Here is a 21,359-nt window from a genome sequence, read left to right as displayed (position 1 = left end):
TCAAAATAAAAAGTCTCTTTTTATCAATAAATAAGCAAAATTAATTAAGATATTTTGAAGTTAAAAATAGTTTAAGAAAAGATTATTTTAAATTTAAGAAAATTCATGAACATTTATCCTCAAATAGATTAAAATATTGATAACTTTTTTATACTAAAGTTTATTTTAAATCGATCGAGCATCATGAGTTTTAATCGTAGAGAATTTTTAACATTTTTAGGCGTTGGTGTCGCTACTACTGCTTGTGGTTCGATATTCAAAACAAACTTACAAGCACAAACATCAACTACTAATAATCTTTCTTTTAGTAATTTTCAACCTATTAAATATCCTATTCCTTTGGAAATTAATAATCTTGATAATCAACAACAAAAACAAACATATCAAAGTTATAAAGTTGAAGATGATTTGATCTTACCAGAAGGTTTTCAGTATGATGTAATTGCTTCTTGGGGCGATCGAGTAGGAGATTCTCGCTTCGGTTATAATAATGACTATGTTTCTTTTATTGAAACTAGCCCCGATGAAGGTTATTTGACGGTAAATTTTGAATATATAAGTCCAACTCCTTGGTTACAATCCTACGAAATTGTTATTAATAAGTCTCTTTCAAAAGACGTATTAAATACCTTAACAGAAGCGAATAAAAATCGACAGGCTTTAAACATTTTTGCCCTTCCTGAAGATAACCCCACAAAACTAAAATTTCAAGAATTTTTTGCTGAATTATTAATAGATCAAGGTGTAGGCATAATTTCTGTTAAAAAAGATGATAATGGAAAATGGCAACGTACTTATAGTAAAAACGATCGACGTATTACAGGCATTTCTGGTTGGAAAGATAACCGCTACTTATCCTCAACGGGGGCGGCAACCTCTATTTTTAAGAAAACGGAAGGATTAGGCTATATCGATGAACTCGAAGATAAAATTATTGGTACTTTTGCCAATTGTGCCGGGGGAACTTCTCCTTGGGGTACAGTTTTTAGTGCAGAAGAAAATTTTCAAAGTTATGTCCCTGAAGGTATCATGGCAGATGGTACTTCTTTACCACCTAAATTTAACCCTGTATCTGGTTTGAATGGACAAGGTAATCCATTCGGTTTGGCAGGAAATAAATACGGTTGGATGGTAGAAATTGATCCGACTAATCCTGATGATTATGGCACAAAACACACTTGGTTAGGTCGTTTTCGTCATGAAGCCGTTGCCATTCGAGTGGAAAAAAATCAACCCCTAGTATTTTACTCTGGATGCGATCGAACTGGAGGACACCTATATAAATTTGTCTCAAAGGGAAAAATAGTTAATCCTACGGATAAGAAAAACTCCAACCTACTGCAAGAGGGGATGTTATACGTTGCCAAAATGTCGGCAGATGGAAAAGGAGAATGGATACCGTTACAACCTAATACCCCGATAAATCCTATTCCCTTGCAAAATTTAGAAGGAGGATTGCTAACCATTCCTAACCCTGACAGGAAAAAAGGTTCATATATTGCCGTTAATAATCAGGCAGAATTAGATGATTTTGCTACAAAATATAAGAAGTTAGGAGACTTATATATAGGTAAAACCCAAGAAGAAATACAAGGCATTATCTTAATTGATGCTCATTATGCCGCCAATGTGGTGGGGGGTACTTGTGGCGCACGTCCTGAAGATGTAGAATTGAGTCCGATCGATCAATCTTTAGTTATTGCCTATACCGCAGGAGTAGCAGGAAGTGAAGGCAGTCCCGATAAACGAGTTTTTAGCGATCGACAAGGTAAAATGTATCAATATGGTTGTTTAATGCGTCTTAAGGAAACGGATAATAAACCTGACGCTATGACATTTAGTTGGGAAATTTTGGGTGTGGGAGGTGAACCTGCAATGGGGGGAATGGGCTTCGCTAACCCCGATAACCTCGAATTTGACGCTAATGGTGACTTATGGGTGGTAACAGATATGCCCATACAAAATCAACCCCCCAAAGTTGAGAATAATGCTTATAGAACAGGCGTATTAGGCAATAACTCTATTTGGTATATACCGTTATCAGGAGAAAATGCAGGAAAAGCCTATCCCTTTGGCATAACTCCCATGGAAGCGGAAGCCTGTGGTATATCTTTCACAAAAGATCAACAAACCCTCTTTTTAGCGATTCAACATCCGGGAGAGAGAAAGGGTATAAGAAAGGATATGCAGGAGATAAGTGCTGAAATTTCTATTTTAACGACCAATGGTGAAGAATTTAAGCAAAAAAGGACAATTCCTCAAGGTTCAAACTGGCCTATTTTACAACGGAATCAACCTCCGAAACCTTCTTTAGTGGCTATTACCATGACTAAGATTCTAAGTTAAGAACTTTATCGATTAAGGTTAACCAGTGCTTTTCCTCTAGGGTAATCACATCACTTTCTAGAGCATTTTTGATCCATTGTTTATCTTCTGGAGTAATAGCGACAATTGGTATTTGACATAGACGGGTTAAATCCCAACGCCATAATTTTAAAGTACGATCGAGACTTCCTGTCACTAAAGTTTGCCCATCAGGAGTCATTTTTAATGTGGTAATACTATCTTTATGCCCTGTCAAAATACCAACATTTTCTCCTTTTTTGATACTCCAAAGTCTCACAGTATGATCTTTACTACCGGTAGCTAATAATTGTCCATCTTCACTAATGGTTAAACAAAATATCGCACCTTGATGACCTGTTAGGGTATGGTTTAATTTACGAGTTGATATAGACCAAATTTTAGCAGTTCGATCGTCACTACCCGTCACTAAAGTATTACCGTCAGGAGTGATACCTAAACACCAAACTTTTCCTTGATGATCTTCTAAAGTCGTTATTTCCGTATTGTCAGAAAGTGACCATAATTTAACAGTATGATCTTGACTGGCGGTAACTAAAGTGTGATTATCAGGGGTGATAGCCATATCCCAAATGCCGTCTTGATGTCCGTTAAAAGTACATTCATGATCTCCATTCGGTAATGACCAAACTCTAACGGTATTATCGTTTTTACCTCCTGCTGAAACTAATAAAGTACCATCTTTACTTATCACTACTTTCTCAACTTCCCGTTGATGACCTCTTAAGTTTTTGTATAATCTACCGGGAGGATACTGCCAAAGACGAATTTCTTGATAACTAGCACTAGCAATCATGTTAGCCGATTCTGTCATAGCTAAAGACCATACAGAAGCCACATTTGCTGACAAATTAGCTAATAAATTACCATCAGGTAAACGCCACACGGAAATAGTTTTGTCACGGCTACCACTGGCTAAGGTTGAACCGTCTCCACTTAAACAAAGGCTTGTAACCCCTTTTAAATGTCCTTTTAAGGTGTTTATTAATTTTCCCGTGTTGACATCCCAAAGACGAATAAGATCATCTCCGGCACTGATCAGAATTTGACTATCAGGGGTAATCTCGATCGACTCTATACCTTGAGTATGTCCTTCGAGGGTATGAATACAACGAACTAATTTACCTTGAGGAGGAGTTTTAGTTTTAACTGTTTTAACTATTTTAGTAAATTCTGCGAATTTAACTTTTTGATCTGGATCTTTGGGCAACCAACGATTATTTTCTAATCGTTTCAGAATCGGTTTGATTAAAATTATAGGAGTGTGAGAAACTAAAGACCAGATCGTTTCCCAATGTTTCCCATTGGCTAATACATCAATAATCGTTTGCCATTGATTTAAGCTAATGTCAGAAATTCTACGGCCTTCCTTACCTCCTAAAATCATCCATACCCATTCTAAGCGCTTGTAAATTTTACCATGATCATCAATACGGTTTTTTAATTCTTCCGGGGCATTGTAATAAATATCTTCTAATAACTTATATTCTGGGTCAACTTCTTGGTATTGATCCCATTGTTGAGTAAAGTAACAGAATAAGGCTCCTTGGGATGGTTCTGTGGGAAGATAATGGCAACGAGTAGCAACTTCTAAGGCTAAAGGGTTATTTTCTTCACTGGCTAGACGACATACTTCTTCTTGTATCTCAGGATCGGTAAAATTTCCACACCATTGTTTAGCGGTTTGTTGAATAAAGCTATCTTGATCATTAAAAAAAGACAATAAAGGGGCAACAATTTCTTTTTTTTGTTCCTCAATAATTCCTTGCCAACCGAGATTGAGAGCGGTAAGAAGTCTTAATGTTAGTGGTTTTGAAGCTACCCATGCTTTTAATTTTAAAATTTTTCCTAATTCAACATCTCTACTTTCTGCCCACACTTTACAGACTATATCAATTAACTCCTTTTCTTGAATCTTGATTTGACGTAATGCACCTAAGACAATATTCTGAAAGTTTTTATCTGTACTGAAAATAAGGGCTTTAGTTAAAGATTCTATGGCTTGAAGACTTCTGTCTTGTACTAATTCTTTGGCCGCTTGTTGCCTAATACGATCGCCAATTAAAGGGGTATCATTATATAATTTTTCTTCTAGTTTCTTTAACTTGTCTGCATCCATGAAATTTGATCCAATGGGGTTAGCAACATTAATTATAAATCAAAAAAGAATAGAGTGAATGATTAGTTACAATTCAGTCTATCTATATATTTGTAGTTTTGACTCTCGATCGAGTATCTTTATAAATTATTTTTTAAATTTGTAGTCAAAAGATTTACAATAACTAAAAATATTGTTTTTTGTAATAAAACGATGGTTTATAATCTCAGAATTGCAGATTTACCTTTAAGTGAACGTCCTAGAGAAAGATTATTAGAGTTAGGAGCTAAAAATCTAAGTTCTGCGGAATTAATTGCTATTTTATTGGGTACAGGGCAAGGAAAAGGTAAATTATCTGCCGTAGGATTAGCTCAATATATCCTCAATCAACTTAGCGAAAATAAACGAGATCCTCTTGATGTATTGCGTGAAGTTTCACCATCGGAACTAATGGGCATTTCAGGAGTCGGGCCGGCTAAAGCAACAACAATTCTTGCTGGGGTAGAATTAGGAAAACGTACTTTTCAATTTCGCCCTTCTGCTAAAGCAATTATTGATAGTCCCAATGCCGCCGCTGCCGCTTTTAGTCATGAATTGATGTGGCAATGTCAAGAACGTTTTGCTGTTCTATTATTAGATACTAAAAATGCTTTAATCAGTACTCAGGTTATTACGATCGGTATTGCAACAGAAACTCTTATCCATCCTAGAGAACTTTTTCGTGAATCTATTAGGCAATCTGCAACGAATATTATTATCGCTCATAACCATCCTTCGGGAAATCTTGAGCCTTCTGTAGAAGATTTAACTCTCACAGAACAACTTTTACAATGTTCTAAAATAGTTGGTATTCCCATCTTAGATCATTTAATTATTGGTAATGGAGATTATCGCAGTATTCGTCAAAATTGCACTCTTTGGGAACAATATCCACAATAAAACAATTTATTTGTCAAACCAAGAAGCATCTCAATCTATTATTTGACTTCTCCGTCAAAAAGACTCACCCAAAATCTCTCTTTACCCTTTACTCCTGTACAAAATAACAACTCCTCCAATAAAGATAAGGCTAATTCATTTAATTGCTCTGGAGAAGATATATAAACAGATACTTTTGCCCTACGAGGATTCATACGACTAATAAAATGAGACTGAAATCTTGTAAAATATTCAGAAAGACGAAAGTTGTTTTCTAAAGGCATATTCTTATCTTTCATCTGTTGCACGGCTACTAAAAGTTGTCGTAGAGGGATGGTAAATTTTTTAGCACATTCAGAAGTGATAAATACCATTGTTTTAGCTTGAGTTATCGTCAAAGATTCTCTGGTATAACATTTACGCCAAGGGTTGGTACAACGCAAACGCCATAAAATAATACGATTTTTAATAATCTTATTTAAACCCAATTCTGTTGCTGTTGCTAACATATATTCTGAACCTCCTAACTGTAAGGCTTCTAAGGCTAGTAACAATAAATCAAGATGTTGTTGTAGTTTCATCATTCCCCCAGTAGCGGGTAAGGGAAAATCTGGTAGTTGCTGTAAAATAGCAGGTTGTGATTTATCTTCGGTAATTAGTTCAGAGTTAGATTCAGTCATTAAAGAAGCAGATTGAGTCATCGGGAAATAATTAAAAATGGGAATTGAGAATTGAAAATTACTAACTAACTCTCATGGTTAATGATGAAATCAGAACAAAATAGTTCAATTTCACTAAAAAATCAGTTTAAGTTAAAACTATAACCTATTATACAATTCATTGTGAAAACCAAAAACCTAGATTTTATTTGATCGAAAACTCTAAAATAATGAGAGTTAAAGAGTCTATTGTTAAAATAATGGATTCAACATTGAATTTTAGATTCTTTTTGAGTATCTTTTAGGATTAACTATTGTTAAGTAAGTATAAATAATTTTATGGATTTAAAAGCACTTATTCGAGATATACCCGATTTTCCCCAACCCGGTATCATCTTTCGGGATATAACTACTTTACTACGCAACCCTGAAGGTTTAAAGTATGTTATCGATCGATTAGCCACAGAAACTCAAAAACTAGATACCATACCAGATTATATTATTGGTATCGAATCAAGGGGGTTTATTTTTGCTCCCTCTTTAGCTTATAGTCTTTCTGCCGGTTTTGTGCCGGTGCGAAAAAAAGGCAAATTACCAGCTCAAGTCCACTCGATCGAGTATGATTTAGAATACGGAACAGATATATTAGAAATTCATCAAGATGCGTTGACTACCGGGGCAAAAGTGATGATTATTGATGATGTTATCGCTACAGGAGGTACGGCTAAAGCCACAGCAGATTTATTAACCAAAATTGGTTGTGATATTGTGGCTTGTGGATTTATTGTGGAACTTGAAGGATTACAAGGAAGGAATAAATTGCCAGATGTACCAATGGTGACATTGGTTAAATATGGTTAAAAGGTGACTTGGTATTTAGGTTTACTCATTAGACTTAGACTATTTCATTAGTTTTGAGAAGAAGTACCTAATTCTGCTATTTTTTCAAGGGTTTTACGTTTTTCTCTTTCTAAAGGTTTTTTAACACCTTCTTGGGGCAACTGATTAACTTTAGCTAAAGCAATATCAAAATTTTTTACCGCTTCTTGTAAAAGAGTAACACTATTTTCTTTTTGTCCTTTTTGTCTTAAAATTTGTCCTTTCAAATAGTATAATTCGGGATTTAAAGGGGTACTTTCGATCGCTTTATTTACAAAAGTTAAAGCTAAATCATAGTCTTTTAAATCTCGATAAGCAAGGGCAATACCACGATTAACTAGATATTGAGGAGAAGCATAGGCTTGTAAATTATCAATAGCTTGTTGAGGGCTAGAAAAAGGTAAATTTACAGCTAACATTAAGTTTAAATAACCCTTAATTAAATTTAATTCGGGATCATTTTTATCTATCCTTTCCGCCTTATCAAAATAATCAAAAACTAATTGTAACTTGCTCAGAGCCGCTAAACCACCCTTTTTACGGTATTCATTCGCACCATCTAAAAAATTACCCACCGCTAAATATAGATTACTACGGAGAGGGTCTTTTGATGCGATCAATTTTGCTACCTTAAGAGTTTCGGCTGTATAGGTTTCCATTATCTCCCAATCTTGTTCAGTATAAGCTAAAGAAGCCCTTAAAGCAGGTAAAAGAGGATCATCTTCTGAAGAATTTTTTGCTTCGTTGAGATAAACTTTAGCTTGAGGATAGTTACCATCTTCAAACAATGCTTTAAAAGCAGATTCTGTTTGAGTACTAATATTACGAGGATTAGTAGTACGAAAAGGATCACCAGCAAAACTAGCGGTAGAAAAGCAAATTAGAGAAAATATGGATAATAAAGTGGTAGAAGACAATTTTGCCCAAAAATAAGAATTTTTAAGGTTAAAATTGAGCTGAAGTTGATCACCATTACCTTTAAGAATGCAAAAAGAAAAATCCATACTTATCAAAATTTTTGAGCCATAGTCAAATTACTTAATTTCTGATTTTAACCTAAATTTTTCATGCTTTACTTAAAAAACGTTACCTATCATCCACCGGCAACTATTCATCCCATTATTGAAAATATTACCCTGACTTTACCATCTCAAAAACTAGGACTTATTGTTGGTACAAGTGGTTCAGGTAAAACTACACTTTTGGAAATTTTAGCAGGATTAGCAGAAAAGACTACTGGAGAAATTTTATGGAATACGCAAGAATTAGCATCAGAAGAATTACAACAACTAAGCGGTATTGTATTTCAATTTCCTGAGCGTCATTTTTGCGGTGGAAACATATTAGAAGAATTGAGATTAGGACATCCAGAGTTAAGTGCTATTCGTGTTAAGGATGCTTTAACAGAGGTAGGATTAGATCATCTTAGTTATGATACTCCTCCCCACGCCCTTAGTGGAGGACAACAAAGACGATTATCTTTAGCAGTGCAATTAATTCGTCAACCTAATATTTTACTGTTAGATGAACCAACGGCGGGATTAGACTGGTTAATGAAAGAACAATTAGTTAATTTATTATCAAGGTTAAAACAACATTGGACATTATTAGTCGTTACTCATGATGCGAGTGATTTAGTTGATATTGCTGATAATTGTTGGCGTATTGAAGGAGGAAAAATAGAGGCGGTAAATCCTGATGTTTTTTATGTGAAAGAAAAACAAAAAATTTCTAAGGAAAAGTTTTTATAACCCAATTTTTAGAACTTGATAGAGGTTAATAATCGATGTAAATTATTAAGTTTGGTAATAAGTTTTCTCCCGATAAATTAACAGGGATTTTGACTATTTCTACAGCTTGATTTTGGCGATAAATTTCAACGGTTTTATCTTGTGGATTAATTAACCATCCTAGTTGTAATTCTGATTCTAAATACTCCTGCATTTTCTCTTGTAAGGGTTTGAGTTGATCACGAAGTGGCGCTGTGCGATCGCTTTTTGATCTTAATTCAATTTCTTTTTCGCTTAATTTTTTCCATTTTTCCAAAGATACCCAAGCCACATCTGGATTTGGATTACTAAGAGTGGCGTTTACCACCGATGCTCTTTGCTAAGTTTATTGTAAGATAATAAATGTTCTCATTTTGCATTATATCGAGAACTACTATTAATAAAAATTTTATAAGGAATTAGTAAAAATGAGTAAAGTGATTGAAATTAACGATTCTCAGTTTGAAAAGGAAGTTATTAAAGAAAATCAAACGGTTTTAGCGTATTTTTGGGCTTCATGGTGTGGCCCTTGTCGTCTTGTGTCACCTTCTATAAACTGGGTAGCTGAAAATTACAGCGATCGCTTGAAAGTAGTTAAACTAGAAGTAGATGCTAGTCCTGAAACTGTAGCTACTTATGACGTAAAAGGAATACCAGTTTTAATATTATTTAAACAGGGAAAAATGATTAGTAAAAATGACGGCTCTATTACCAAGGAAAAATTAAAAGAATTTATTGAAAAAAACCTTTAATTAATTAACAATTAACAATTAACAAATCACTATTCACTATATATATGCAATTTTCAGAAAGAATAAAACCCTTAGAAAAAAATGTTTTTGCTGATATGGATAAGGCGAAAACAGAAGCGATTTCTCAGGGAAAAAAAATTATTGATTTGTCTTTAGGTTCATCTGACATATCTACATCAAAACATATTATAAATACGATCGAAAAATCTCTTAATAATCCAGAAAATCACGGTTATTTATTACATGGTGGTACAGTCGAATTTAGAAAAGTTGTGGCTAATTGGTATGAGAAAAGATTTGGTATTTTTGTTGATTATCACACAGAAGTTTTACCTTTAATTGGTTGTCAAGAAGGCACTGCTCATTTACCTTTAGCTATTATTAATCAAGGTGATTATGCTTTATTATTAGATCCGGGTTATCCTTCTCATGCTGGGGGAATTTATCTTGCCGGAGGACAAATTTATGGAATGCCATTATTAGCAGAAAATAATTTTTTACCTCAATTCAATGAGATTCCTCCAGAGGTTTTAGTTAAATCAAAAATGATGATTTTAAGTTATCCTCATAATCCGACAAGTGCCATGGCTTCTTTATCTTTTTTTGAATCTGCATTTCAATTTTGTCAAGATAATAATATCATTTTAGTCCATGATTTTCCTTATATGGATATAGTTTTTAGTGATAATAAACCACCTTCAATTTTACAAGCTGATAGAAATAAAGAAATCTCGATCGAGTTTTTTACTTTCTCTAAATCTTATAATATGGGAGGTTTTAGAATTGGTTTTGCTATTGGAAATAAACAGTTAATTACTGCTTTAAAACAAATTAAATCAGTAGTTGATTTTAACCAATATAAGGGAATTTTAAACGGTGCGATGACGGCGTTAACTTCTTCTCAAGAATGTGTAAAAGAAACTGTCACAATTTATCAACAAAGGAGAAATTTTTTAATAGAAGAATTAAATAAAATTGGTTGGAATGTACCGACACCGGAAGCGACTTTATATGTATGGGCAAAATTACCAGAAAAATGGCAAAAAGACTCTATTAAATTTTGTGTAGAATTAGTAAAAAGTAATGGAGTTGCTTTGTCGCCAGGTGCTGGTTTTGGTGAAAGTGGTGAGGGTTATGTGAGATTTGCGTTAGTGAAATCACCAGAAATTTTACACGAAGCAGTAAAAAAAATAGCTATGTTTTTAAATCAATAAATGTGTATGTTAAAAATCAGCTTTCACAATTAGTATTAATTAATTTTCTTCGCCAATCAAAAAATATTTTATGAAATAATTTAGGTGATTCATCATGAATACAATGTCCCAAATTATCTAACAATTTTAGTTCTATTTTTGGGTTTACTTGTGCTAATTTTTGAGCATAATTGGGAGGAATAAGTCGATCGAGTTTACCCCAAAGTAATAAAATAGGAATATCAATTTGTTTGAGTAATTCTTCCGCAGAAAAAGGAAACTTTTTAACAGATTTACTTAAAGCTATTAAAGCACGAGCAGAACCTCGATCGAGAGTTGCATTAGTGATAAAATTAACTAATTCATCATTGATATTAGTATGATCAATATAGGCAACTTTTAAGCAACGACGAATAAAACTAGGTTGACGTGCTAAATAAAAAATTAGACGAATAAGTAGAGGTGAAGCGACTAGGTTTTCTAATTTTTCAATAAAAGGTTGAATTTTTTGTCTTGAGTAAATATCAGGTAAACTCAACATTACTAATTCTTTTGTGATGATAGGATATTGAGCAACAGTATTTAAAGCAATTAATGATCCGATCGAATTACCAATGATTATACAAGGTTTAGTAATAAAAGTATGCCAAAAATCATAGACTAATTTTGACCACAATTCTATACCATAATCCGTATAGGCTTTTTTCGATGTGCCAAAACCTAGTAAATCAAGAGCATACACTGTATGATATTGACTTAAAACAGGAATATTATATCGCCAATGGTTTAAAGATGCACCAAAACCGTGTAAAAGTATAATAGGTATATCATTTGATTGATTTTCTACCGCTACTCGTTGAAAAGTATAACGAATGCGCCAACCTCTCCAAATCCAATCTCGTTGATTGCCAATATTTTTACTACATTCTAAAGATAGTAATTTATCGCTCATTTTTAAGATATTTTTAGTTTAAATATTTATTGAAAATTGACAATGAAATAAGTTTATAATATTGGCTCTTCTACAGTAGTTATGATAAATTACTAGAAAATAATCGATGCCAAAGGCACACCACACCTAGGAAACTTTAATTTATATAGTCTTAACCATTTCAAAAATGCCGTTTTTATAAACTAGGAGTTTTAATTTCACCTAAAACCTATTATCTAAAACCTAACACCTTTTTTTAATGTCTATTTTACCTAATCACATACTAATAAAATCCTTCAACTTTGGATCAACAGAATATTATCAAGCCAAAGAAATAAGACAAAAATATCTTCGCACTCCTTTAGGCATTGAATTTACTCCTGAAGATTTGAACCTCGATCGAATTGCTCATCATATAATGGCTTATGATGATAATAAAATAGTTGGTTGTGTCTTGGGCATTCAGGAAAATAACAAAGTAAAAATTAAGCAAATGTTAGTAATACCTGACTATCAAGAAAAAGGTATTGGCAGTTTATTACTAAACAAAATTGAAAGAGTTTTTTATGATTTAGGAATTAACCATTTTTACCTTCACTCACGACAAGAAAGCCTCGAATTTTATCAAAAAAACGGATATATTCCCACGGGAAATAATTTTATAGAAGTTGGTATTCTTCATCAACGTGCGGATAAGTTTTATTAATTTTAGAAATTATTTTTATATTTTAAAACAGTTTTCATTTCTTTAAAGCCAACTTTGCATTCTTCTTTGCGACTTTGCGAGAGATAAAAATGTGATTTATTCATGGGAAAAGCACCATAAAACTAATCAATTAAGTTTATTCCCATATTGACTAACTCTTGTTGAAGTTGTTTAGCTATCATAGGATTTTGGATTTTATGCAAATTATAGGCTTCTTGAAAGGCTTTAACACTATCTTCCATTTCTCCTTGCTTAAGTAATAATACTCCTAAATTTTGATATGACCAAGGATAATCAGAATTTAGTTTAATAGCGTTTTGATATGCTTCAATAGCTTTAAAATTACGTCCCATTGCACGATAAGTTAAACCTAGATTATAATAGGCTAAAGCAAAATTAGGCTCGATCGCAACACAGGCTTGATATAATTTTAAGGCATTATCATAATCTTTTCTTTGATAACAAAGACTACCAAAATTAAGATAAGCACCTAACTTTAGTTTACCTAAAATTGGTAACTCGATCGATTTTTGATAATGTTTCACTGCCGTTTCCCATTGTTTTTCTTCAACAAAAGCATTAGCAAGATGATAGTGCAGTTCAAATAACGTTGGAGTATCGCCTAAATTAGATTTTAAGCCCGTCTTAAGCAATTTTAGACCTTTTTTGACATTTCCCATGTCAATATATAAAGCACCCAATTTACTGCACACATAAGCATCATGAGGATTTTTACTCAAATAAGATTCCATTGCTTTTAAAGCACGTTGTGTTTTATTTTGGGAGGCAATAATTTCTGGCTGATAACCATAATGTTGAATAGCAACATCAGGCAAGTCAATAATTTTCCAATAAGTTTCTTTTTTTTGTAAGGCTAAAACCGCATCATCAATCAACGCATGATAAGGGCGAGAAAATTTGATGTCAGGATGGCGACGAAATAGACGAGATAGTTGAGAAAAAGGAGAAGAAAGTGCGCCTATTTCTTCCCTGATAAGATTCACTACCAGAGTATCTTCTTTTTTTATTACTTCTTGAATATAAGGGATAATAGAAGGACTTAAAACTTCATCAGCATCTAAAACTAAAACCCATTCTGTATTGACAAATTTTAACCCATAATTTCTAGCTTCAGCAAAATCATCCTGCCATGAATAATCATATACTTTTGCTCCAAAATTTTTCGCAATATCTTTTGTGTTATCTGTTGAACCAGTATCTATTAAAATAATTTCATGAACAAAATTTTGGATACTTTTGAGACAATCAGGTAAATTTTTTGCCTCATTTTTAACAATTATGGAAAGAGAAATATTGCTATCTTGAGTCATTTTTCATCAATCAACTATTAATAATTATGAATTTAAAAATAAATTATTTCAAACTATTTATATCTAAGTTTGACGCAAAAATCTTTGATTTAGGTAGCTATTAGCTATCAACTGTCAGCTATTATCTATTACCTAATCACTAATACCTTGCTTTTATCTATATATCTTGTGTTAACTTAATTAACATATTTTTTTATTTACTTATTTCATTTACCTCTAAAATACGAGAAGTGGTAAAACGATTCATCCATTGTTCTAAATATTTACGATTGGCTTGTTTTTCCTCAGTATTATCGGTATTTAGGGGATAAGGTGCTAATCCTTGTAAAGCGGCGGTTGTTACGCAGTACATAGATTTTTGAAAACTGATACAAATTTTTACTAATAAATCATCTTCTTCTCGCAAACTTTGACGATAAATTTGGTGTAAATATTCGGGGATAAAATGACGCATATCTTGCATTAAAAGAGTGGGAGGAATACCAGCACTACCAACGGGTAACGGATCAGCGTATAATGCACCATAGGTAAACAAGGATTGATCAAATGGTATTTGATATTCTTGAGCATTAAATGATACTGTACCCAAAAACGGAGTACCACGAAAGAAAACGGCTTCAACATAAGGTACTGCTGTATCCATAAGGAAGGTTAACCCCGCACTATGAGGAATTAATTCATGGATTTTGCCATTAATCTCTACGGCGTAAGTAATGGGTTTATTGGCATCTGCTACTAAGCCATCTAAGATATGTTTTACTATTTCTTCGATCGAGTTTATCTCACCGTTGTCATATTTATCGGAAAGACTTATAAAAATATCACTCATAATCCGCCAAAATTGACCTAATGCGGAGTAATAAGCTAACATTTTAATTTGTTCGGGCAAAAATTCGGGAAATAACTTATTTAACGTGCCTATAATTAAGTTTCCTTTTAATTTCGCTGTAATAGCTTTCTTTGTGGCGATCGAAAACTCTGAACTATCCACATATTCATCTAACTTACCGCCCCCATGCCATAACATTGCGCGCATACAATATTCTGCATACTCAAAATTAATTCGATCGTGCCACCAATGCCGTAAAAGTTTATCTGGCGAAATTTTACCATCAAAATATTTAAAGAAGGGAAATAAAACTAAAAATTGATGTTCAGCAATATAATTCAAGTTATTGGAATAGGCATCCAAAACAACACCATAAGACTTTAAAATACCTACCACTTCTATTACATTTTGGGGAGTATCTGTTAACAGACTCTTTCCTGATTCCAAACGATGAATATATTCAGCTAAAGGATGTTTTGAGGCTTCAAGAGAAATATTTACCATAATGATTAATAGTTAATAATTTAATGATAATTTATAATTTAAAATTGATTTGTTTGGCTCTTTTACAGGTAGTTATAATAAATTTCAGATAAAATAAACGTTAGAATGTTTGCATTATCAAAATTATAAGAATTGAAACATAAATTTGTTATAAATTAACAGTTTGCATTTAACCTAATACCTAACACCTAATACCTTTTTTTTTGTTTTTTCATTACTAATTCCTAATTATTTAAGTATTGATCTAAATCTTCCATTAAACGAGTTAACTCTGCTTCCGAAGTTAATCTTAAACGATCGTCTCTGATAGTAATCAAAACTTTAGCAGAAAAAGGACTAGCATAAATATTTGGATTACAAAAAACTTCAAAGAAAACATCTCCAGTATGTTGATATTCCATCGGTTTTTGTTGCTTAGGTTTACCACCACTTTTAGCTTGTATAGCAATAACTTTTAAACTTTCCATCAAAACAGCGATTTCTTCCTTAAGTTTTTCGGCCGCACTAATACTAAAATTGAAAGATATTGAACCTTGAAGAAGATTAAGGGTAAATTGGCTCATAAAATTAATAATAATAGTTGATTTTAATTATTTATTGTTTATTATTCATTGTTCATTGTTCATTGTTCATTGTAAATTGTCAATTATCATCGTGACAGGAATACTTTATCTCGTAGCTACTCCCATCGGAAATTTAAAAGATATTACATTTCGTGCGATCGAAACCTTACAAACTGTAGATTTAATCGCCGCCGAAGATACCCGACACACGGGGAAATTATTACATCATTATCAAATCAAAACCCCAACCATCAGTTATCATCAACATAACCATCAAGCAAGAGTTAAAGAATTATTGGATAAATTATTGAGTGGCTTAAATATTGCCTTAGTCACCGATGCAGGTACTCCAGCTATTTCAGATCCGGGCTACAATTTAGTCTTAGCTTGTATAGAAGCCCATATTAACATTATACCCATACCTGGAGCGATCGCCGGAATTAATGGTTTAATTGCTTCTGGTTTAACCACAGAAAGATTCTGTTTTGAAGGATTTTTGCCCACGAAAAAAAAATTAAGAGATGACTTACTGCAAAGTTTACAACGAGAAAAACGGACAATGATTTTTTATGAAGCACCCCATCGCCTTATCAAAACCCTTACGGATTTTTCTCAATTTTTTGACAACAATCGCCTCATTGTTTTAGCTAGAGAATTAACGAAACTTCATGAAACTATTTGGCGTGGTACAATTCAAAGCTCGATCGAACTATATCAAAATCGAGAGCCGAAAGGAGAATATACAATTATTTTAGAAGGAAATCAAGATTTCGATCAAATTAATCTTTCAGAAACGGAAATTAAAGAGGAAATGATTCAGTTAATCGAGCAAGGAATGAGTAAAACCGAAGCTAGTCAACTTTTAGCTAAAGAGACAAACCTTTCCCGTCGAGAAATTTATAAACTAATGAACAATTAATAATTAGCAACGATACTATGAGAAATGTAAAAAAGAATATCATATAAATCAAATTATTGAATACTTCTGATGTGAATGAAAATAGCTTTTAGGAGATCAAGTTTACATTACTTAGTTAAAATCACTACCTTCTCATAATCAACATAGTTATTAAGTTCTCAAGGCTCAATTTATATTATATTCGTAGAATAACAACCAAAATTTTTATCTTTCATCTTTCTTGTTAACGAATATTTAAGATCAAATACTCACTACCTAAATATTAAATAATCTCTTTATAAACTTTACAGAAACTTCATATAAAATTTAAGTGAATATACTGTATGTTTTTCCTAATAATCAGTACATTATAGTAGATAGAATTCCATTTTTTAAAATTAATTAAGTAAATATAACAAATCCACTTGTTTCATGGTATCTTCTCGGCAATTACTATTGACTCGTAATTTGAATGAGGAGATAAGTATCATAAAACATTCAGAAATGCTATATCAGTAACAAAAATTTATATTATTTATATCACCATTAAAAGCATAGAGGTAAAACAGGGAATAGTGAACGCTCAAGTAATGTAAATCAAAATAATTCTAAATAATAAACGAATAAAGAGAATAAAGCCATGAATAAAAAAATAAATGAAATTAACCAAAACTTTAATAATTTACTAACCCTAATATATAGAGCGAACCTTAAAGAAGAAAAAGGTTTTACATTTCTTGCCGTATTAGGATTTTCTTTAGTGGCTATTACTGCGGGAGTTGTTATGGTAGCAAAGGCAAACAGTAATAAATTAACTGCAACTAATACTCAACAAGCAGTACAAGCCGAAAAAGCAGTACAGGCTGGAGCAACACAGATACAAGACTTTTTAAGAAAAAACCCTGTTTTACTCACCTTGCCTAGCACTAACTGGAATAATACCGCCATTGCCGCTAAAATCACTGAGTTACAAGGTAACAATCAACTAACCTCAAGTCCTTCTTTTCAAGCAAACACCAGTGGTTCTTCTAGTAGTGCTTGTAACAACCTCCCTACTACCGCTACGCCAACAGCAAATACTGTTGTATCTAACTTGAGTACGGGCATTGGTGTAACGGCTGGAAATTCAGGAACTCCTACTACTACATGGGCAAGTCTCCCCAATCTTCCCTCTGGAGAGTCTCTTTCCTATCGTTTATTAACTTATGATAACGGTACGATGCAAATAGGCGGAAGAGTCGGCGGAACAAATGGTTCTGGGGCTGAATATTATACAAACGTAACATTTCCTGTTGTTAGTAATACTCGTTCTGTGGCGGACTCCATTCCTTCGGTTAATGGAGAAGGCATTGGACTTTGGGTAAAATCTCCTTCTAGTTCATCGGATATTAGAACAAATATTCTCGTAACTTGTCCTAGTTCTGGCAATATTTTTTCTAGTTCTCCTTTTGACGTATCAGGTTATAAGATCATTGGTACAAACATGACTATGCCTGCAACTCCTGCAACTCCTACAGCTAATTTCAGAGCTATAACTTCTACCAGTGGTGTTACTGTTCCTAGTGCTACGGATATTAGTGCTACTGGTTCAGCTGCTCCTTACATCACCAATGCGGATGGAACTCGTGAATATCGTTATACAATTAGTTCTATTACAGGAGATTTTACTGTTAATGTACCCGATCGAGTTGGTGTACCTAGTGGTAAATACGACAAAGTAACAGTATATGTAAGTGGTGATATTGATCTACAAGGTGGACAATCCGCCATTAAAAACTCTCGTATCCAAATCAGTGGCGGTAACTTAGTTTATCCTGCCAACACTGGAGAATTACAGTTAAGAATTATTGGTAAGTCAGCTAACGGAGATATTCACCTTGGCGGTAATGCTTCTATCTGTTCTGCTTTTATTCATGCTCCTACCTATGATTTAGATATTAATGGTGGTGGTCAAGCTCAAGGTTGTTATGCTGGTACTGGAGGTCTTAATATGTCCACTGGTGGCACTCAGAATCCTAATAACAGAGGGGTATATTGGATTAACAGTTGGGATGGCGGTGGTCAAGGTAACCACGTTGCCCATTTAGGTACAGGTGCTACCAACGCCGAATTAGCAACTTATCTTAACAATGTTGTTAGTCCAGCTTTGGGTTCTCCTGATGGTTGGGAGCGCATTGAAAAACCCAACTAATTCAAATCTGAATATTTCATAATTGATCTTAAGAAGGGGAAAATAAAAATTTCCTCTTTTTTGGCCATTTAGCTCTATATTAAAAAACGATCGAGAGTAATGAGGACGGAAAACTATGAAAAATCCGATTCTTAAAAATATCAAGGAAGAAGTAAAATTAATCGGTTTAATGAATTCTTTAAAAACTCAGATTAAATCTATCTCCAATAGGCAAGTAACAAATAAAGAACAAGGTTTTAGCTTGTTAGAAGTAACTGTTTCCATGCTAGTCGCCACAGGGTTTTTGTTGGGTTTAGCTCAGGCTATGATGTTATCAGCAATGGTTAATATTCGCTCTCAAGAAAAATCTCAGGCTATAGCGTGGGTTGATAAAGATATTGACAGTATTAATTTTTTAGCTTCTAGTTATACCGCAGGAACTTGTGGAACTTATGGAAGTAACTTTCAGAATTCAATTATTACTGCCTATCCCACCACTGGATCAAATTTTAGTTTCTCCAACTCAACTTATAATATTACTAGAACTTATACCGCCACTGAAAATAGACTAGGAATTCAATATCGAGTTTCCTATCCTACTAGTGGTAGTAGAGTAAGTTCAGCAGGTGATGTTTTTAGTACTTATACGGAGGTAATTCCGAATGGAACTTATTCTTGTCCCCCATAAAAAGCATAAATTAAAACTAGAGCAAGGTTTTACCTTAATGGAATTATTAGTTACTCTAGTTATTGCTGGAATTTTGAGTGCTGTTGCTTCTCCGTCTATTATAGGAATGTTTCAACAGGAAAAATTAAAGGCGGCAGCCCAAGATTTAGAATCAGCTTTAAGAGTGGCTCAAGGCAACGCCATTAAATATAGTCAAGATTGTACTGTTACCATTGATAACGTTACCGGAACAACGACCGGTAATAATTTATTCTATACCGTTACCGGTAGTAATATCACAGACGATCGAGGAACTGCTTCCACAACTGATGATATTCCTCGTAACTGTATTTTAGAAACGAGAAATATTCTTGTAAGACGAGGCACAGAGAATCTTTTAAATATAAAAACCAGTGGTGCAGGACAAATTATCTATGATTTTAGTGGTGAAGTTGCGGTGGCATCTAACCAAACGATCGTTATTTATAATGAAAGTACCAAACAGAGTAAGTGTATAGTTATTTCTGCTCCTTTGGCTTTAATGAGAACAGGAGAATATACCAATGTTCCTGCGATCGAAGGGGGAAGTCAACAAAACAACGCTAGTATTTCATCAACTAATTGTAATAATACAGAAAATCTGAGATATGACAATAACAATTATTAGACTTTTGAGAATAAATAAGACAATTTCAGCTAATAATTAAATTTTCATACTTATATACGATCATCATATAATTTTTAGAGATCCCTATTAAGCTCATGAATCAAAATAATCCTGATCCCAAAAATACAATTGATCCCGATAATGAGAATTTAACTATTAAGGGTTTTACTCTCACAGAATTATTAGTTGCGGCGATGATGACAGTTCTTGTTCTCACTCTAGCAGGATCTTTTACCATTAATATTTTCAGACAGGATGCTAGAAATCAGGCAAGGGGAACTCGACAAGCAGAAATAGAACGAGCTCTCAGATATATTAAACAAGATATAGTTCAAGCAGAACGGTTGGAAAATAGTACTAATCAATTGGTGTTAAATTTCCCAACGGATACAGTTTGCAATGCTACTCAAACAGTTACTTACAGTTTTGCTGATATTGCATCAGGTACTCAAATTTGGCTTAAACCAGGAGTGGTTAGACGTACTAGAGTAAGAAACGGTGCTTCTAATACATTGACTCCAGACCCGAATGATTGTCTTGCATCAGTAACCAGTACAGATACTTTAATTGATGGTATTATAGCAACAAATCCAAATCCCTTGCCCACTTGTACAACGGGGTGGACATTAGCTGGTGCTGGAGGATTTCGTTTTTGTATAGCACCTGCCAGTGGTACTCCTTCTCTTCAACGTCAAGCCGAAGTTTATTTATATGGTTTTATCGGAAATAGTGATCCTATTAGCTTAAGTACTCGTAGCTTTACGCAAAATATAGCGTCTGCAACGGCGACGACAACAGGTACAACAGGTACGACCACTGCTACAACAACGGCGACGACAACAGGTACAACAGGTACGACCACTGCTACAACAACGGCGACGACAACAGGTACAACAGGTACGACCACTGCTACAACAACGGCGACGACAACAGGTACAACAGGTACGACTACTGCTACAACAACGGCGACGACAACAAGTACAACAGGTCTTACAACAACCACAGGATTAACCGGTCTTACAACAACCACAGGATTAACCGGTCTCACCACTACAACGGGATTAACTGGCCTTACTACCACGACAACAACCACAGGATTAACCGGTCTTACCACTACAACAGGATTAACGGGTCTTACCACTACAACGGGGTTAACAGGTACAACAGGTACAACTACATCTCCTCCTGTTGCTCTCTGTACTGTCCCTGACGTAGTCGGAACTGCGACCAATACTTCATCAAGAAGAACTGCTGTTATTAATACGATCACGTCGGCGGGATTCGGCAGTCCCACAATAACTAATGTTTCATCAGGCTCTAGAGCTGTTCAATCAATAACTCCTTCAGGTGGTTCAAGTGTACCTTGTACTACGGCAATTTCTATTACTTGGAATGATTAATAATCATCTAAAATTTCGAGGGTGTTTCGATGTGCTTTTTAGATTTTTTCTCACGAATTGA

The 21,359-nt window shown here is 33.8% G+C and carries 19 protein-coding genes and 1 pseudogene; 12 read left to right on the top strand and 8 right to left on the bottom strand.

Annotation, left to right across the window (positions count from 1 at the left end; translation table 11 throughout):
- Positions 1–183 precede the first annotated feature (183 nt).
- Positions 184–2,346 carry a PhoX family phosphatase gene (locus tag GM3709_RS16515; protein WP_066121329.1) on the top strand — a complete coding sequence of 721 codons (2,163 nt, stop codon included), beginning with the start codon at positions 184–186 and terminating at the stop codon, positions 2,344–2,346.
- On the opposite strand, the gene GM3709_RS16510 is transcribed toward GM3709_RS16515, so the two are convergent.
- Positions 2,330–4,483, bottom strand: coding sequence for a WD40 repeat domain-containing protein (locus GM3709_RS16510; protein ID WP_066121327.1), 2,154 nt, complete (start codon positions 4,481–4,483; stop codon positions 2,330–2,332). The two genes, GM3709_RS16515 and GM3709_RS16510, sit on opposite strands and share 17 nt — an antisense overlap.
- 192 nt (positions 4,484–4,675) lie before the next feature.
- Here GM3709_RS16510 and radC point away from each other — a divergent pair, with 192 nt between their 5' ends.
- Positions 4,676–5,401, top strand: a complete 726-nt coding sequence (gene radC, locus GM3709_RS16505; protein WP_066121326.1) for a DNA repair protein RadC — start codon at positions 4,676–4,678, stop codon at positions 5,399–5,401.
- 38 nt (positions 5,402–5,439) lie between these two features.
- On the opposite strand, the gene GM3709_RS16500 is transcribed toward radC, so the two are convergent.
- A complete protein-coding gene (locus tag GM3709_RS16500) occupies positions 5,440–6,081 on the bottom strand; it encodes a DUF3038 domain-containing protein (protein WP_066121324.1) in 642 nt (213 codons plus the stop codon).
- Positions 6,082–6,378: 297 nt separating this feature from the next.
- On the opposite strand from GM3709_RS16500, the gene GM3709_RS16495 reads away from it, so the two are divergent.
- The gene (locus GM3709_RS16495; protein WP_066121322.1) at positions 6,379–6,900 is read left to right on the top strand and encodes an adenine phosphoribosyltransferase; all 522 of its coding nucleotides are present in this window, start codon (positions 6,379–6,381) and stop codon (positions 6,898–6,900) included.
- A gap of 47 nt (positions 6,901–6,947) precedes the next feature.
- Here the strand turns inward: GM3709_RS16495 and GM3709_RS16490 are convergent, their stop codons facing one another.
- Positions 6,948–7,922: a Sll0314/Alr1548 family TPR repeat-containing protein gene (locus GM3709_RS16490; protein ID WP_082713028.1), complete on the bottom strand. Its 975-nt coding sequence runs from the start codon at positions 7,920–7,922 to the stop codon at positions 6,948–6,950.
- Positions 7,923–7,985: 63 nt separating this feature from the next.
- On the opposite strand from GM3709_RS16490, the gene GM3709_RS16485 reads away from it, so the two are divergent.
- Positions 7,986–8,669, top strand: a complete 684-nt coding sequence (locus tag GM3709_RS16485) for an ABC transporter ATP-binding protein (protein ID WP_066121320.1) — start codon at positions 7,986–7,988, stop codon at positions 8,667–8,669.
- 25 nt (positions 8,670–8,694) lie between these two features.
- Here the strand turns inward: GM3709_RS16485 and GM3709_RS16480 are convergent.
- A pseudogene (locus GM3709_RS16480) lies at positions 8,695–8,988 on the bottom strand (Uma2 family endonuclease); the annotation flags it as partial.
- 127 nt (positions 8,989–9,115) lie between these two features.
- On the opposite strand from GM3709_RS16480, the gene trxA reads away from it, so the two are divergent.
- Together trxA and GM3709_RS16470 are read left to right on the top strand one after the other, a co-directional pair.
- Positions 9,116–9,439 carry a thioredoxin gene (gene trxA, locus GM3709_RS16475; RefSeq protein ID WP_066121316.1) on the top strand — a complete coding sequence of 108 codons (324 nt, stop codon included), beginning with the start codon at positions 9,116–9,118 and terminating at the stop codon, positions 9,437–9,439.
- 44 nt (positions 9,440–9,483) lie between these two features.
- Positions 9,484–10,653, top strand: coding sequence for an LL-diaminopimelate aminotransferase (locus GM3709_RS16470; protein WP_066121314.1), 1,170 nt, complete (start codon positions 9,484–9,486; stop codon positions 10,651–10,653).
- Positions 10,654–10,669: 16 nt separating this feature from the next.
- Here the strand turns inward: GM3709_RS16470 and GM3709_RS16465 are convergent, their stop codons facing one another.
- Positions 10,670–11,584: an alpha/beta fold hydrolase gene (locus GM3709_RS16465; RefSeq protein ID WP_066121312.1), complete on the bottom strand. Its 915-nt coding sequence runs from the start codon at positions 11,582–11,584 to the stop codon at positions 10,670–10,672.
- A gap of 238 nt (positions 11,585–11,822) precedes the next feature.
- On the opposite strand from GM3709_RS16465, the gene GM3709_RS16460 reads away from it, so the two are divergent.
- Entirely contained in the window at positions 11,823–12,269 is a 447-nt protein-coding gene (locus tag GM3709_RS16460) for a GNAT family N-acetyltransferase (RefSeq protein ID WP_066121310.1), read from the top strand.
- A gap of 122 nt (positions 12,270–12,391) precedes the next feature.
- Here the strand turns inward: GM3709_RS16460 and GM3709_RS16455 are convergent, their stop codons facing one another.
- The 3 genes from GM3709_RS16455 to GM3709_RS16445 all read right to left on the bottom strand — a co-directional run bounded on the left by GM3709_RS16455 (position 12,392) and on the right by GM3709_RS16445 (position 15,496).
- Positions 12,392–13,600: a glycosyltransferase gene (locus GM3709_RS16455; protein WP_082713027.1), complete on the bottom strand. Its 1,209-nt coding sequence runs from the start codon at positions 13,598–13,600 to the stop codon at positions 12,392–12,394.
- Between the two features lie 193 nt (positions 13,601–13,793).
- Positions 13,794–14,933: a CO2 hydration protein gene (locus tag GM3709_RS16450; protein ID WP_066121308.1), complete on the bottom strand. Its 1,140-nt coding sequence runs from the start codon at positions 14,931–14,933 to the stop codon at positions 13,794–13,796.
- Positions 14,934–15,157: 224 nt separating this feature from the next.
- Positions 15,158–15,496, bottom strand: coding sequence for a hypothetical protein (locus GM3709_RS16445; RefSeq protein ID WP_066121306.1), 339 nt, complete (start codon positions 15,494–15,496; stop codon positions 15,158–15,160).
- Positions 15,497–15,587: 91 nt separating this feature from the next.
- Between GM3709_RS16445 and rsmI the strand changes: the two genes are divergently transcribed.
- From rsmI to GM3709_RS16420, 5 genes are all read left to right on the top strand, one after another.
- A complete protein-coding gene (gene rsmI, locus GM3709_RS16440) occupies positions 15,588–16,415 on the top strand; it encodes a 16S rRNA (cytidine(1402)-2'-O)-methyltransferase (protein WP_066121304.1) in 828 nt (275 codons plus the stop codon).
- A 619-nt stretch (positions 16,416–17,034) separates the two neighbouring features.
- Positions 17,035–18,585 (top strand): hypothetical protein, encoded by a 1,551-nt coding sequence (locus GM3709_RS16435; RefSeq protein WP_066121302.1) that lies wholly within the window; start codon positions 17,035–17,037, stop codon positions 18,583–18,585.
- A gap of 115 nt (positions 18,586–18,700) precedes the next feature.
- Positions 18,701–19,252 (top strand): hypothetical protein, encoded by a 552-nt coding sequence (locus GM3709_RS16430; RefSeq protein WP_066121300.1) that lies wholly within the window; start codon positions 18,701–18,703, stop codon positions 19,250–19,252.
- Entirely contained in the window at positions 19,227–19,898 is a 672-nt protein-coding gene (locus GM3709_RS16425; RefSeq protein ID WP_066121298.1) for a GspH/FimT family pseudopilin, read from the top strand. Before GM3709_RS16430 ends, GM3709_RS16425 begins: the two co-directional genes overlap by 26 nt.
- Before the next feature lie 95 nt (positions 19,899–19,993).
- Positions 19,994–21,298 carry a hypothetical protein gene (locus GM3709_RS16420; protein ID WP_066121296.1) on the top strand — a complete coding sequence of 435 codons (1,305 nt, stop codon included), beginning with the start codon at positions 19,994–19,996 and terminating at the stop codon, positions 21,296–21,298.
- Positions 21,299–21,359 lie beyond the last annotated feature (61 nt).

This window comes from Geminocystis sp. NIES-3709, assembly GCF_001548115.1.
In the GTDB taxonomy this organism is placed as follows: domain Bacteria; phylum Cyanobacteriota; class Cyanobacteriia; order Cyanobacteriales; family Cyanobacteriaceae; genus Geminocystis.
This window is presented reverse-complemented; position numbering and strand designations above follow the sequence as displayed.